Origin of the sequence: Tychonema sp. LEGE 06208 (genome assembly GCF_015207505.1) — a bacterium.
Classification (GTDB): Bacteria; Cyanobacteriota; Cyanobacteriia; order Cyanobacteriales; family Microcoleaceae; genus Microcoleus.
Genome location: NZ_JADEWT010000082.1, coordinates 13097 through 28271, shown reverse-complemented (window position 1 = coordinate 28271; position 15175 = coordinate 13097). Strand labels below are relative to the sequence as shown.

Here is a 15175-nt window from a genome sequence, read left to right as displayed (position 1 = left end):
TAAGAGACAGGATGGGGAGAGTGGGAGATGGGGAGAGGGGGAGAGGGGGAGAATTACCAATTTCCAATTCCCAATTACCGATTCCCAATTTCCAATTCCCAATTACCGATTCCCAATTCCCAATTCCCAATTCCCAATTCCCCCAACATTCATCCGAATCCCGCACCTTGTTCGTTGGCCGAGGTTCCATCTTCCATCTTCCATCTTCCATCTTCCATCTTCCATCTTCCATCTTTCATCTTCCTCATGACTAATGACTAATGACCAATGACCAATGACCAATGACCAATGACCAATGACTAATGACTAATGACTAATGACTAATGACCAATGACTAATGACCAATGACCAATGACTAATGACTAATGACCAATGACTAATGACCAATGACCAATGACTAATGACCAATGACCAATGACTAATGACCAATGACCAATGACTGATGACTGATGACTTCAAACTTGTCCGATACGTTCTAGTGGCCAAAACCGCACTACAGCGCGGCCGATGATATTCTGCTGAGGTAAAAATCCCCATCGGCTAGAGTCGTTGCTGTTGTTGCGGTTATCTCCCATCACAAAGTATTGATTTTCAGGGACGCGATAAGGCCCCCACTGGTATTTAGGAGGTTCGGCAATATATTTTTCGACGAGGGGTTTGTCGTTGAGATAAACTAAACCTTTTTTAACAGCGACGGTTTGACCAGGTAAACCAATTACCCGCTTGATAAATGCTTGGTCTTGGGTAAAGCCTTGTTCTTGCAACTTTTCCGGGGGGACAAATACTACGATGTCGCCAGTTTTTGGAGGTTCGAGGTAGTAGGAGATTTTTTCGACCACGACGCGATCGCCCACGTGGAGAGTTGGTATCATAGAATCTGAGGGGATGAAGCGCGGTTCCGCCACCAGCGCTCGAATCAATATTGCTAAACCCAAAGCAATAATTACGATTTGTAGATTTTCTCGCTGCGACTTCCAGGCTTTTTGCCACCAGGTTTCAGCCTGCACTTCTGCTACTTCTGTAGCTAAATTCTTTTTTTCCGATGTCATTGAGTCCTCGCTATATAATTGCCACAAATTATCTAATAAGTTGTAGAGATATTCAAATTGTATGTCAAGAAACAATCACCTCGAATATTTAATTTCAATTCTCTACAGCTTACCTTTGAAATATATCGCTGTTAATTATTAGACTGGAATTGCAACAAATGCAAACTATCTTACAATTACCTGCGTTTATTTGCGTTTGTCTGTGGTTTCCCTATTCATCAAATATTGACGTAATATCATGTCCGGTCGATTAGCATCACAAAAACCGATCGCGCCTGCGGACTTTAGTCCGCACTACGAACCAATTTTATCCTTGTCAATCGACCGTACCCGATATAATAAGTATCCTCTTGATATTAACTCATAAAAAAGGTAGAGAATTTTAATTCTCTACCTTTTTTTTACGTGAAGATTTCGAGTTATTTGCAACTGCGAGATTGGTTATTTCACAACTTTACTCGCGGCGTCCAACTGAATCTTACTCAGCGCCTTGGGGCAGCAATTCCCGCTTTTGACCTTGCAGCACCTTGACAATCCCGTCATCGCCCACATCCACAAGGGCGATGTCGCCGTCTTTGATGCGACCGGAAAGAATTTCCTCGGCCAAGCTGTCTTCCAACAACCGCATGATGGCGCGGCGCAGGGGTCGGGCTCCGTAGCTGGGGTTGTAGCCTTCTTCTATCAGCCGTTCTTTGAATTTCTCGGTCACTTCCATCGTGATTCCTTGTTCTGTCAAGCGGCCGAACACTTCTTTAAGCATGATGACGGCGATTTCCTTGACTTCTTCCCTGTTCAACTGACGGAAGACGATAATTTCGTCAAGTCTGTTGAGGAATTCTGGGCGGAAGTAGTTCTTGAGTTCTTCGTTAACCAAGGAACGAATGCGGTTGTAATTAGCATCGGCTTGGTTGTCGCTGAACTCGAAACCGAGGCCGCCGCCGCCTTTTTCAATCACCTTAGAACCGATGTTAGAAGTCATGATCAGCAGCGTGTTTTTGAAGTCCACGGTGCGACCTTTGGCATCGGTTAAACGGCCGTCTTCCAATATTTGCAAGAGCATATTGAAGACATCGGGGTGGGCTTTTTCGATTTCGTCGAACAGCACGACGGTGTAAGGACGGCGGCGGACTGCTTCTGTGAGTTGGCCGCCTTCGTTGTAGCCGACGTACCCGGGCGGAGAACCGATGAGTTTGGAGACGGTGTGGCGTTCCATGTATTCGGACATATCCAGCCGGATCATGGCTTCTTCGGAACCGAAGAAATAGGAAGCAAGGGCTTTGGTGAGTTCGGTTTTGCCGACGCCTGTGGGCCCGGAGAAGATGAAACTGGCGATCGGGCGATTGGGATTTTTCAATCCGACGCGAGCGCGGCGAATGGCGCGGGAAACAGCTTTTACTGCTTCTTCCTGACCGATCAAACGCTGGTGCAGGGTGTCTTCCATGTGCAGCAGCTTTTCGGATTCGGATTCGGTTAGTTTGTTGACCGGGACGCCCGTCCAGCTTGCGACGATTTGAGCGATATCTTCTTCGGTAACTACTGGCGATGGGTCGGTGTCGCCACGGGCCGCCGAGTCGGTTTTTTTGGCTTGGGAAATAGCGCGGATTTCGGCTTTGATCGTCATTTCGCGATCGCGCAATTCGCCAGCTTTGTCAAAGTCTTGAGAACGCACCGCTTCGTCTTTATCTTTCAGGACTTGGCGGAGTTCCTTGTCAAGTTCTTTAGCTGCGGGGGGAAGTTGAGAATTGATCAGGCGGACTCTGGAACCTGCTTCGTCTACCAAGTCAATTGCTTTGTCTGGGAGGAAGCGGTCGGAGATGTAACGGTGAGAGAGTTTGGCTGCGGCTTCTAGGGCGGTGTCCAAGATTTTCAGCTTGTGGTGCTGTTCGTAGCGTTCCCGCAGGCCGAAGAGAATCTCGATCGTCTCGTCAACAGTAGGTTCGCCGACCATCACCGGTTGGAAGCGCCGCTCTAGGGCTGCATCGCGCTCGATGTGCTTGCGGTACTCGTCAAGGGTTGTAGCGCCGATACACTGGAGTTCGCCTCTAGCCAAAGCTGGCTTGAGAATGTTCGCTGCGTCGATCGCCCCTTCCGCCGCACCTGCACCGATCAAAGTGTGCACTTCGTCAATCACCAAAATCACGTTACCCGCTGTGCGGATTTCATCCATGATTTTTTTGAGACGTTCCTCAAATTCACCCCGGTATTTGGTACCGGCGACCAGCAGGCCGATGTCGAGAGTGACTACCCGCTTTTCTTCGAGGATGTCTGGGATATCGTTGTTAGCGATGCGCTGGGCCAGACCTTCGGCGATCGCAGTTTTACCGACTCCGGGTTCGCCGATGAGCACCGGATTATTTTTGGTACGGCGACCGAGGATTTGAATTACCCGTTCGATTTCTTTTTGCCGACCCACTACCGGGTCAAGCTTACCATCGACAGCCATTTGAGTCAGGTTCGAGCCAAATTCGTCGAGGGTTGGCGTTTTGGTGCGAGCGCCCCCGCCAGTGGCTGCGACTTCTGCGGTTTCTCCCAGCATCCGAATGACTTGGGTGCGGACTTTCGACAAGTCTACTCCCAGATTTTCCAGGACTCTGGCCGCGACTCCTTCACCTTCGCGAATCAAGCCTAGCAGCAGGTGTTCGGTGCCGATGTAGTTGTGTCCGAGTTGGCGGGCTTCTTCGAGGGACAGTTCCAGAACCCGCTTGGCGCGAGGGGTGAACGGAATTTCGACTGCTACGAAGCCCGAACCGCGCCCGATGATTTTTTCGACCTCAATCCGAGCATCTTTGAGGTTAACCCCCATTGATTTGAGGACTTTTGCCGCCACTCCGGTTCCTTCTCCGATCAGACCCAGAAGGATCTGTTCTGTCCCTACGAAGTTGTGACCCAGGCGGCGAGCTTCTTCCTGGGCCAACATGATTACTTTTATTGCTTTTTCTGTGAAGCGTTCAAACATAATTTATTCCCACCTGCTATGTGCCCGTTTTGAGGTCACGCTCGCACAACGAGCGTTTTTGTTCGAGTGTTAACTCGTAATGCCAATTCTAGCGCGACACTCCCACCGCTGGGCCGCACTCGGCTGCGGTTGCAGATTCTAGGCTCATGTTGCAGGGTGGCTTTCAACTGGGAAGACCCAAATGGTGGCTGACCTACAACCTCCCCTAGACTGCAAGAAGATTGCTCTTCTCGGCCTGTGCCCAACCTACGACTGCGTATTGATGGATTCTAGCACAATGTTTTTTGCTCTTACGCGCGATCGTAAATTCATACATCTGGAAGTGTGTAGAGGTTGCTTCACAAAACTTATCTGTTACGGGCGCGATCGAGCTTTTCACTGTTAATCGATTGCGCGAATCGCAGGGGAGGTCAAAAACCTGGTTTTTGGAGAAAATCTTGGTTATAGCCGTCAAATGAATTGAAAAACCCGGTTTCTTTGGTCAGGAGTGCGTCGGGTGTAATTGTCATGCGCTTGGCTGAGCTCTCAAGTAGTATTCCTCAATTTTGAGGTTTTAAAATTCACAGCGATCTCTACAAAACCGAATAAAAGTCAAGCCTAAAAGATTGTCGGGAAGTGTAATTCCGAAGCCCAGAGACTCCACAAGTGAGCTGCACCCAAGCCCAAAAAGGCTAACAATGAGGCCAATGGGGAGGCGTTCTCCGGTACGGCAGTAGGAGGAGATTCGTTAATTTCTAAGGTCACTAGCCCCTCACCTCCAATAGTTCCATTTCGCAAGACGAACTTAAATATCCCAGGATCTACAAAAATAAATCCGTTATTTCCACCCCAAACTCCGCCATCATTTCCCGGAGCAACTTGCATACCAAATTGAGTGGGAATTCCGTTCTCAAACAACAAAATAGGATTATCTGGGAAGTTTAAATCATCACTGGCCGTATAGGTGACAGGAGTTAAACCTGTAGCAAAGTCCAGAAATCTAAAGTTCAGAGATAGCAGTCCTGGTCGAACTTGATAGTCACCATCATTCATGACCAGGAACTCTGTGCCGACTTTGGTCAGATGTGTATCGTCGTAGGAAAAGTCACCTGTGTAGACACCGGCGAATTTGGGATCGGTGACATTGACCACGTTGACTTTGATTGTGCCTGCGATCGTAGCTGCCATAACGGTTGAGCCTCCTAATGTGGATATTAAATATGTCCCCAGGATAGCGGTCAGTCCATATTTTATCAGAGAATTGGGTTGAAAACCCCGTCCTTATAGGACGGCTTTGTAAGTAAAAGTATAAATTTAAATCATCTCTATTAAGATTAATAAAATATAAAAAACTAAAAACCCACAAGTATTTTGCTATATACTAATAACAACTCAAAAAATGAGGAGTCAGACTTGTTGACAAACTATGTATACAAGTTGCGCCCAAATCCAACACAAGAATTAAAAATGTCCAATTGGGTAAATATGTTGCGAAGCCATTACAATTGGTGTCTCAACGACAGAATTACTCAGTACAGTCAGCAGTTTATTCAAGGTAACTATTGCGATATTAGAATGCAAAGTGAAGCTTGTCCCTTGACCAGTTGTGTTAGTAAAAATGGTGCAACTGGCGAACCCTGGAAAATGAGTAAAACCGATAAAGATGGGAAAGTTAAAAACCCTCGGCGCAATCCAGGCGACATTCAAATCACCGCATTGCCCGAGTTAAAAGCAGCTAGACCCTGGTTCGGCGGAATAGACTCAACTGTTCTACAGCAAAACGTCAAACGGCTAGACATTGCCTATAAAAATTTCTTCGACGGGCGTGGCTTTCCTAAGTTTAAGAACCGTAGCAACTTCACTTCCTTTACTTTCGTGATGGGAGTGAAAACCCAAGGTAGTAAGATTTACTTACCCAAATTAGGTTGGATGCGTTTCCACAACTCGCGCCTAATTCCCAATGGCTTTACTATTAAAGCTTGCGCCGTAAGAAAGCGACAAAATGGTTGGTATGTTTCGGTTCGCATTGAGGACAAATCTGTTCCCGATTACATGACGAAACCTCTCAAAGATGTCGTCAAAGTAATTGGCTGCGACATGGGGATTACGAAATTAGTCTATCTATCAGATGGAACTCAAATCGAAAATCCCAAATTTTCAACTACTAAAAAAGCTAAGCGCACTCTGAGGATTAGGCAGAGACGGGTTAGTCGAAAAGCAAAAGGTAGCAAAAACCGCAAAAAAGCTGCTAAAAGACTAGGACTTTTCCACCAGAAGATTAGCGATAAACGCCAAGCTTACCAATGGAAAGTTGCTAATAAAATAGTCTCTCGTGACGTTGACGCGATTGCTTTGGAGGACTTAAACATCTCCGGTATGATGCGTCGATGTCGAGTAAAAGTTGATGAGAAAACAAGTAGATTTCTTAAGAATGGACAGTCAAGGAAAACAGGTCTAAACCGCTCTATCTCCGATGCTAGCTGGGGCGAATTAATTCTGAAGATCGAGTATCTCGCTGCAAAGCAAGGAAAGGTTGTAATCAAAGTTAATCCCAAATACTCCAGCCAAGAATGCCGGAATTGCGGTCATAAAGACAAGTCTAATCGAGATGGCGAAAAGTTCATTTGTACCGAATGCGGGTATCACGAACACGCTGATATTGGTGCTGCAAAAACTATTCGCGATCGGGCTTTGAATTTGGTACGCGGGGACTCCGCGAAACCTGGCATTAGTGCCTAAACGCCCAAAAGATATCCTCACGCTCGATTGAGCAAACGTGGGGAGTTTGGGAACCCTAGAAATAGGGATATTGAAGTAGAAATTCTTCAAGAATCCTCGTGCCTTCAGGCCGAGTGAGTGTCAAGTTCATTGGATATTCCTGATTTGACAGGCTTTAGCCACAGCAGTTTGTTTTCGTTTGTAGCAGCAATTAACAAAAACAACATTTTGAGATACAGATTAAAGCTTTTTTGCGGTATTATAAACCCGTGAATTGACTAGAGTTTATGAGGCTAAATTAGAATATTTCCTGAAAATATTAGTTAAAAGAAACCGGGTTTTTATCGAATTTACGGGCAGCAATCAAGTATTATCGTAAAAAAACTGGTTTCTGGGGCTCTAACACTCAAAATTCAAAAATATCGATCGCCCAATGTGAAGTTTTCTCTCTGCAACCGATCGCAAATTTGCACTCTTTCAACCGCTAAATATTCCTGAAACTCCGGTTTCTCCAAACCGCTGCGCCACATCACCAGAGCATCTTCTCCGGTATCTTCGTAGTATCGCTTGCGCCGTCCAGCCTCTTTAAAACCAAACTTTTTGTACAGGGAAACTGCCGCCAAATTCGAGTCCCGCACTTCTAAAGTTGCCCGCTCTAATTGTCTGTCACACGCGGATTTTAGCAGCGCCCAAAGCAGAGCTTGCCCGAAACCCCGACCTTGAAACTCAGGATGAATTGCCAGCATGATAATGTGAGCTTCTTCTAAAATTGCCCACAAACAACCGATACCGATGAGAGTTGGGGGAATCTGTAGGGGCGGTGGATGGTGCGTGCCCGCCCGGTTTTGACTTGATTCAGAGTCCTCAATTACCCATGTCCACAAACCCAATAAATCGCTGTTAGGACTGTCTAATTCGCGCCTGTAGCCTTCGAGCGTCCAAAGTCCGTCAAAACAAAGGCGATCGAGCTCGACTGCACTGTTGAGGTGTTCTGGGGCGAGATGTTTAATTTCTAGAAAACGCACAGCCGATTTTAAATTTTAGATTTTAGATTTGATCGTTACTCACTGCAAGGATGCGGAGTTCGATCGAGTCTCCGTCAGTCAGCCTGCTTGCGGAATGAATCTGGGGGCAACTGACCCAATTGCTTGCCGTCAATTGTACACTGGGAAAGACCGTAAGGATAGTTATTGCGCGATGGTATCAACTCAATCTTTCGGGGTGGAATCGGGACTTAAGTATCTGTCTGAGTCTCAAGAGGCTCTCTCAAGTCGATCGCCCAATCAAGAACTTTTACCGCTGACAGCCAGTGTTAACAGCCGAGACAGGCTGGAAATCGGAGGCTGCGAGGTGACAGCGTTGGTGGAGCAATTTGGCTCGCCACTCTACATTTTAGACGAAGAAACGCTGCGGGCGGCTTGCACGCAGTACCGGGATGCTTTTGCACGTTACTATCCGGGCGAAACTCAAGTGCTCTATGCTTCTAAGGCTTGGAGTTGTTTGGCGGTTTGCGCGATCGCAGCTTCCGAAGGTTTAGGAATAGATGTAGTATCTGCAGGGGAAATTTACACTGCACTACAAGCTGGCGTTAGCCATGACAAAATCTATTTCCACGGTAACAACAAGTCCCGCGAGGAACTACAGCTAGCTGTCGAAAGCGGCTGCATTACCGTAGCCGACAATTGGCAGGATTTAGAAACTCTTTCTGAGTTGGGAAAATTGGGTGTCACCAGTAAAACAGGCGGGCCGACACGAGTTATGGTGCGGTTTACTCCTGGAATTGAGTGTCACACCCACGAGTACATTCAGACTGGTCAAATCGACAGTAAATTTGGCTTCGATCCCAATTCGCTCGATCGAGTATTTAAGTTCATCAGCAAACAGCCGTCCTTATATTGTGTGGGAGTGCACGCTCACATCGGCTCTCAGATTTTTGAACTGCAACCCCACGACGACTTAGCCGAGGTCATAATTCAGGCCTTGACAAAAGCACAAAGTTATGATTTGCCTGCGACAGAAATTAATATTGGCGGTGGGTTGGGCATTCGCTATACTGAAACGGACGATCCTCCTAGCATTGACGATTGGGCTCGGACAATTTGCACCGCAGTGGTAGCAGCTTGCGAGCGGCACCAATTGCCATTACCGAAATTGCTTTGCGAACCTGGTCGATCGCTCGTCGGTACAGCCTGCGTCACCGCTTACACCGTAGGTTCTCAAAAAGTTATTCCGGGAATGCGGACGTATTTAGCTGTGGATGGGGGAATGTCGGACAATCCGCGTCCTATTACCTATCAATCAGTGTATCGAATCCTCGCAGCCGGCAAAATGCGCGCTCCCTTAACGGAAACAGTGACAATTGCGGGGAAACACTGCGAGTCAGGCGATGTTCTGATTAAAGATGCTAAATTGCCCGAGTGTCACGCCGGAGATATTCTCGCCGTTACGGCGACAGGAGCATACAATTACAGTATGTCTTCTAACTACAACCGAGTACCCCGACCGGCAGCAGTTTTAGTGAAAAATGGGGAAGTTAACACGATTTTACAGCGGGAAACTTACCAGGATTTGCTGAGGCTCGATCGCCTTCCGGCACGACTCGGAACTCAAAAGTAAGAAGTAAAAAATAAAAAGTAAAAAGTAAAAAGTAAGATAATTCATTTTGATTTCTTAATGATTGTCTTTTAACTTTTTACTTTTGGCTTGTTTAGTCACGCGATTGGAATAACAACTGTTCATGGTTCACGGGTTCGAGTGCATCACGGTTCGCGGTTCACAGGCGGTAGCGTTCGATGAACCATGAACAATCAACAATCTGGCTATAACTTTGGCCTCGTTGAGTCCCTATTGGTTCAGGCGATCGATATTGGACTGGTATTTACGCTTGCGTATTTGGTGCTCGTCATTGTCGGGGAGCGCCGGACGCTGTGGATGGTACGGGGATTTATTATTTTGATGCTGGCGACGGCACTGAGCAACTGGGCTGGATTGAGACTGTTGCACGTTGCGCTCAACAGCTTGGTGACAGGTTCTGCTGTGGCAATGGCGGTAATATTGCAGTCGGAGTTTCGCCGATTTCTGGAACAATTAGGGCGGGGGGAAATTGTACAATTGTTTGGACGCGATCGCCGACCAACTCCCGCACCGGACAGCGTAATAGATGAAATTGTGGACGCAGTAAAAGAACTTTCGCAAAACCGCACGGGCGCTTTATTAATTGTAGAAACAGATTCTCCGATCGACGATCGGGATTTTTCAGTGCCGGGAGTCAAGCTAAATGCTGAAGTCTCTAAAGAATTGTTACAGACAATCTTTCAGCCGCAAACTTTGCTGCACGATGGTGCGGTGTTGATTCGAGCTTCGCGGATTGTGTCGGCGGGGGTAATTTTGCCTTTGTCCGATCGCAGCGCGTCGCGACAGTTGGGAACCCGCCACCGGGCGGCGATGGGGATTACCGAACGGGTGCAAGCTTGTGTGTGCGTGGTGGTGTCTGAGGAAACGGGTTCGATTTCTCTAGCGCAGATGGGAATGTTAAATCGACCTTTGACTAGCAGCAAACTTAAGGAATTGCTGGAAGCAAAGCTGTTTCCGTCGGAGGGAGAAAGAGTTGTGGCTCCAATTCCGATCGGCAATTTCGGACGGCAGATAGGATTGAAGGGAGTGACACTGTTAAAGCGGATACTGCGCCGTTAGTCGGGTAATCGGGAGAAACCATGAGTCAAGGAATTTGCTTGGAAAAGCTGCCGGAGGATCTACAACAAGAACTACTGCCTAAGCACATAGCAGTGATTATGGATGGCAACGGGCGCTGGGCTAAGAATAAGGGGTTGCCACGGATTGCGGGACACCGCCGGGGGGCTAGCGCCCTGAAGGAATTGTTGCGCTGCTGCAAAGATTGGGGGATTCCAGCTTTAACGGCCTATGCTTTTTCGACGGAGAATTGGGGGCGGCCGGCTGGAGAGGTGGATTTTTTGATGAGTTTGTTTGAAGGCAAGCTGCGACAAGAATTGCGGGAGATGGTGGACGAGGACGTACAAATTCAATTTATGGGGAATTTGGAGGCTTTGCCGAGGTCTTTGCAGGCAGAAATCGAGCGTTCTGTAGCCGCAACGGAGCACAATCGGGGGATTTTGTTTCGGGTGGCGACGAATTATGGCGGCCGCCAGGAGATTGTACAGGCTTGTCGGGCGATCGCCACTCAAGTACAAGAAGGCAAGTTGCAGCCGGAGGAGATTGATGAGGTTTTATTTAAACGCTATTTGTATACTGCTGATGTTTGCGATCCGGATTTGCTGATTCGGACTAGCGGGGAAATGCGGTTGAGCAATTTCTTGCTGTGGCAAATGGCCTATGCGGAAATTTACATTACTGAGACGCTGTGGCCGGATTTTGATCGATCGGAGTTTCACCGCGCTTTGTCTGATTATCAAAAACGCAGCCGCCGATTTGGCAAAGTCTAAGGATTTGGGATTTGAGATTTGAGATTTTTTGGTTGATTTGTCAGTTTCTAATTAGATGTAGATTCTCGTTTGATTCCCAATCTAAAATCTCATAGCAATTTTACCGATGTCTCGATCGACAGAACGATCCGATTTTAGATCGTCGATTGGATTACAAATCTAAAAATCTCAAATCGCCAATCTAAAATCAAATTAGGGGCCCGAGAAAACGGCATCTTCAATGTCGTGACGCGAGAGAGAGTATTTGAAGGCTCGTTGAATGTCTTTACCGTCGGCCCCTGCGTCAATGTAGCGGACGGTGATTTGGTCGATATCGAGGAAAAGTTCTGCTTTCCAGGTAGGTCGATCGATCTGCCAGCAGTGTAGTTCTTGCCGGTCTTGCTCGCAGCCGCGGCTTTTTAGCCACTGCTCGATTTCTGGCAGCGGATGGTTGTACAAAGGAGTATCAGCGGAAGGAAGAGTCATGGGATTTTAGATTTTAGATTGGGAGATTTTGGATTGGGAGATTTTGGATTGGGGATTTGAACGTTTAATTGCCGCGAATTAAGCCGATCGCGATCGCCAGTACCAAACATCCGATTAAAGTAGTTCCCATGATAAACAGGGCGAATATTTCTCCTGGGGAAAGAGGGCGATCCGTGGGGTCTAGATAAGCCGAGTTAGAAGTTTTTTCACGCGATCGAGAAACCGGAGTGTTAAAACCAGGGGGCTGCTGAATCACGTTCATCCGAGAATAGCCTATTTTGAGGTCGTAGGCGAGGCGGCGTTCTGGGTTGCTGAGGGTGGCGTAGGCGTTGTTAAGCTGCTGAAATTTGGCGGTGGCGACTGTGGGCGGCAAGTTGGTGGTATCAGGATGGTAGAGTTTGCTCAGTTCCCGGTACGATCGCCGAATTTCGATCGGCGATGCGGAAGGATGCAAGCCTAACAAGCCGTAGTAACTAGAACCCAAGGGGGCTTTTCTTGGCATTTTCTGACTTTGGTTTTGTGCAGTTGCCTCGTTAGGAGTCACCGAAGCGCCTCTGGGCTTGTTGATAATTTTTGATTATTTTAGACCAAATTTGAGGGTAGCGCCACTGTCTGCGATGTCGAGGGGTTGAGGGTGGGCGATCGGCTCTACGTCCTATCGATAGGTCGCTTTAAGCGTTTATTGTTTAAAGCCTCTCCTCTTTTCAATGCAAAATATTTAAGTAGTGCCGAGAGCCAAAAGATACAGGCGAAGAATGCTACTAACAGAAACCCAAGCAATAAAGCTGCTTTAGGGTGCAAATGATATTTTTGACTTGTGAGTTGGTTGTAAATCAGGACTAATGGCGAGCCTACTGCCCCAAATAGCCCCAGATAGTATCCCGAGTCACCTATACGCCAAAGCAATCCCAAGAACCAACTTTGCTTGCGTAGTTTTTCATATTCAGGATAGTCCAGTGACATAAAAAATCGATTTTTCCTACCCCATTACTTTAAACTAGGAATCGCTTTCTCGCAAATTCCCTACATCCTAAACGCTAAGCCCCGTAACTTGGGCAATCGTGGCATTATCTAGACGTGAAAGTAGTTGTCGGGCGATCGCCAACTTCTCCAATCGCATCCCTTGTTCTATACCTTGTTCTATGCCCTGTTCTATGCCTTGTTCTATGCCTTCCTGAACAGCTTTCACGATCGCGCCCTGTTGGTCATAAATAAACTGTTCTCTTCTGTCCAAATCTGCCACTTCCTCGCGGCTTAACTTGGATTGATTCGCAATATTAAAAGCTTCCTGTATTTCGGGTATGCTATCCATTGATTCTGGGATTGATGTGAGACTTCTGGCATTTTTCATGAAATAGATCCATTTATCTGCTAAGGTTTCAAGTTCCTCCTCTCCTTTAGTAAACTTGGGCAACTCTACAAACACTAAATCCAGGTCGTTTTCGGGATACGTAAAGTTTTTATTTACTTCTTTGAACACAAATCTAGAAATCCATTCTTCGCTGTTAGCAAACATTTCAAAATCCGTAATGGTCAAAGCAATCACTGGCTTCAGCAATCGATATCCTTGTGCTGCTTCCCATTGAAAAGCATAGGTTTTTGCTGCATTGTACAAAACTCGCTTGCCAAAAGACTGAACGTTGAGCACTTGCATTTCAATGATGACTACAGTGCCGTCTTTGAGTTGGGCTTTCACATCCAGATAACTATCTTTTAAGCCTTCAAGTTTGGGCGGCAGATTTGGGTTGATAATTTCTAAGTCTTCGATGGTAGAATTGCCTTCATAAATTAAGGCGTTGAGAAAGCTAATCAGAATATCTTTGCTTTCTGATGAACCGAAGATTTTTTTGAAGGCGTAATCGGTTTTTGGGTTGATAAATATCATGGCTGTAATATTTAGGTTTTTGGTTATTAGTTTTGTGACGGAGTAGCGGATTTGAGAGCAGTCAAACTGCTGATTTTGTTTCAGGAAAAGACTTGACATCTTCGGGTAAATGTGCATTAGCGATCGCCAATTCTGACTCTTCGCTGCTCTGTTCGCCGTCAATGGGGAGCTGGCAAGAAATTAGTTCTGTGACCATCCGATCGCCCAGAGCATCTTCCCAATCCTGCAACTGTTCTCTGGCTGCGATCGGGGAATTGACAGCAACATCTACGCCCATTTGGTGCAGGTTAAGGCTGTGAGTAGTCGATCGGCGGTTGACAAACTCCACCAACCAAACGCTCAATCCGACAGCAGCCATCAAAGGCAAGACAATGCGGTAATCGCGGGTTAATTCAAACATCAACAGGATGGCTGTCAGCGGTGCTTTGGCGCTGCCGGCAAGGATCGCGGCCATGCCCACCATTGCATAGGCAGCAGGGCCTGCAACTCGATCGCTCATTGCCGGCAACATTTCCAAAAAGATGCCGTAAGCCGAACCCAGACAAGCTCCCAAAAACATCGCCGGAGCGAATATCCCCCCTACCAAACCGCTGCCGAGGCTGATTGCTGTCACCGCCAGTTTGACGAATAGCAGCAACAACAGCAAAGGCAAGGAAAATTTCACATCTTGCAGCATGGCTTCAACTGTTTCGTAGCCTACGCCCAAAACTTGAGGAAATGGCAGGGCGACTAAACCGACAATCGCACCGCCGAGGATCGGATGAAACGGGCGGGGCAGTCGTCCGAGCCAACCAAATCCTCGGATTTTTCCTTGAAAACAGCGATCGGTCAATTGAATTGCTTCTGTATAAGCTAGGGACACACAGCTCGCCAAAAGCCCCAATCCCATGTATAGTGGCAGTTCTAGGGGGCTGCGGACATCGTAGACAGGCAAAGCAAAGGCCGGCTGAGCTCCCAAACAAATTTGAGCGATCAGCGCCGAAACGACGGCGGAGAGCAAGACAACGCTGACTGACGAAGTGGCGAAGGTGCTGCCGAGCACGACTTCTAGGGCAAAAAACACTCCGGCGATGGGAGAGTTAAACCCGGCCGATAAACCTGCTGCAGCTCCCGCGCCGAGGAGCAAGCGCTGCCGTTCTGGGGAAAGCTGCAAGACTTGGGCTAGCAGCATTCCGAAGTTGGCGCCGATTTCGACGCTGGGGGCTTCCGGGCCGAGGGATGCGCCGGTGCCGAGGGATACTGAGGCGGCCACCATTTTGGTGATGGGTTTGAGGGGGGAGAGTTCTTGTAGGCCGCGGGTGGCTGCAATTAACGATGACATATTCGGGCCAAAATCCCGAAACCGCCAGCGCATCAGCCCGATGATGACTCCGCCTAGGGTGGGAATGCAGGCTAGCGTCCAAGGGCCTTTCGAGGCGATCGCCCCCATGAAGTCTTCCAGCATCAGGCTGTGGATGAAGTGGATGAGATAGTGAAAGGTGACGACGCCCGCGCCCGTAACTCCCCCAATGACTAGGGAGAGGATGAGCAGGAGTGTTTCGGGGCTGGGGTGCAGGCGGTTAAACAACGGGCTGAGGCGGGAGGCTTCGGGAGTTTCTGCGGTTGGCTCAGGTGGCGGCAGATCCACAGGAGGGGTGGCTGTCATTTAACGGTTAATTCTTCT

At 47.8% G+C, this 15175-nt stretch carries 14 protein-coding genes; 4 read left to right on the top strand and 10 right to left on the bottom strand.

The window, feature by feature from the left end; genetic code table 11:
• The 4 genes from IQ263_RS19875 to IQ263_RS19860 form a co-directional block, all read right to left on the bottom strand.
• A partial coding sequence (locus IQ263_RS19875) for a hypothetical protein (RefSeq protein ID WP_194069569.1) occupies positions 1-232 on the bottom strand: 232 nt, incomplete at its 3' end.
• A gap of 223 nt (positions 233-455) precedes the next feature.
• Positions 456-1049 carry a signal peptidase I gene (lepB, locus tag IQ263_RS19870; RefSeq protein ID WP_194069566.1) on the bottom strand — a complete coding sequence of 198 codons (594 nt, stop codon included), beginning with the start codon at positions 1047-1049 and terminating at the stop codon, positions 456-458.
• 478 nt (positions 1050-1527) lie between these two features.
• Positions 1528-4005 (bottom strand): ATP-dependent Clp protease ATP-binding subunit, encoded by a 2478-nt coding sequence (locus tag IQ263_RS19865; RefSeq protein ID WP_194069564.1) that lies wholly within the window; start codon positions 4003-4005, stop codon positions 1528-1530.
• 597 nt (positions 4006-4602) lie between these two features.
• Positions 4603-5172 (bottom strand): hypothetical protein, encoded by a 570-nt coding sequence (locus tag IQ263_RS19860; protein WP_194069562.1) that lies wholly within the window; start codon positions 5170-5172, stop codon positions 4603-4605.
• A gap of 183 nt (positions 5173-5355) precedes the next feature.
• Here IQ263_RS19860 and IQ263_RS19855 point away from each other — a divergent pair, with 183 nt between their 5' ends.
• The gene (locus IQ263_RS19855; protein WP_333195224.1) at positions 5356-6723 is read left to right on the top strand and encodes an RNA-guided endonuclease InsQ/TnpB family protein; all 1368 of its coding nucleotides are present in this window, start codon (positions 5356-5358) and stop codon (positions 6721-6723) included.
• A 392-nt stretch (positions 6724-7115) separates the two neighbouring features.
• On the opposite strand, the gene rimI is transcribed toward IQ263_RS19855, so the two are convergent.
• The gene (rimI, locus tag IQ263_RS19850; protein WP_194069558.1) at positions 7116-7727 is read right to left on the bottom strand and encodes a ribosomal protein S18-alanine N-acetyltransferase; all 612 of its coding nucleotides are present in this window, start codon (positions 7725-7727) and stop codon (positions 7116-7118) included.
• Between the two features lie 172 nt (positions 7728-7899).
• On the opposite strand from rimI, the gene lysA reads away from it, so the two are divergent.
• The 3 genes from lysA to uppS all read left to right on the top strand — a co-directional run bounded on the left by lysA (position 7900) and on the right by uppS (position 11162).
• On the top strand, positions 7900-9318 hold the full coding sequence (gene lysA / locus IQ263_RS19845; protein ID WP_194069578.1) for a diaminopimelate decarboxylase: 1419 nt from the start codon (positions 7900-7902) through the stop codon (positions 9316-9318).
• A 183-nt stretch (positions 9319-9501) separates the two neighbouring features.
• On the top strand, positions 9502-10395 hold the full coding sequence (gene cdaA / locus IQ263_RS19840) for a diadenylate cyclase CdaA (RefSeq protein WP_194011314.1): 894 nt from the start codon (positions 9502-9504) through the stop codon (positions 10393-10395).
• A gap of 20 nt (positions 10396-10415) precedes the next feature.
• Positions 10416-11162: an undecaprenyl pyrophosphate synthase gene (uppS, locus tag IQ263_RS19835; RefSeq protein WP_194069556.1), complete on the top strand. Its 747-nt coding sequence runs from the start codon at positions 10416-10418 to the stop codon at positions 11160-11162.
• A gap of 192 nt (positions 11163-11354) precedes the next feature.
• On the opposite strand, the gene IQ263_RS19830 is transcribed toward uppS, so the two are convergent.
• The 5 genes from IQ263_RS19830 to IQ263_RS19810 form a co-directional block, all read right to left on the bottom strand.
• Positions 11355-11627 carry a DUF3143 domain-containing protein gene (locus IQ263_RS19830; protein WP_194069554.1) on the bottom strand — a complete coding sequence of 91 codons (273 nt, stop codon included), beginning with the start codon at positions 11625-11627 and terminating at the stop codon, positions 11355-11357.
• Positions 11628-11691: 64 nt separating this feature from the next.
• Complete coding sequence (locus IQ263_RS19825; RefSeq protein WP_194069551.1) at positions 11692-12129, bottom strand: J domain-containing protein; 438 nt, start codon at positions 12127-12129, stop codon at positions 11692-11694.
• Positions 12130-12275: 146 nt separating this feature from the next.
• On the bottom strand, positions 12276-12590 hold the full coding sequence (locus tag IQ263_RS19820) for a hypothetical protein (protein ID WP_194069549.1): 315 nt from the start codon (positions 12588-12590) through the stop codon (positions 12276-12278).
• Positions 12591-12657: 67 nt separating this feature from the next.
• The gene (locus tag IQ263_RS19815; RefSeq protein WP_194069547.1) at positions 12658-13512 is read right to left on the bottom strand and encodes an Rpn family recombination-promoting nuclease/putative transposase; all 855 of its coding nucleotides are present in this window, start codon (positions 13510-13512) and stop codon (positions 12658-12660) included.
• 61 nt (positions 13513-13573) lie between these two features.
• On the bottom strand, positions 13574-15157 hold the full coding sequence (locus IQ263_RS19810) for a chloride channel protein (protein WP_194069545.1): 1584 nt from the start codon (positions 15155-15157) through the stop codon (positions 13574-13576).
• Between the last annotated feature and the right edge of the window lie 18 nt (positions 15158-15175).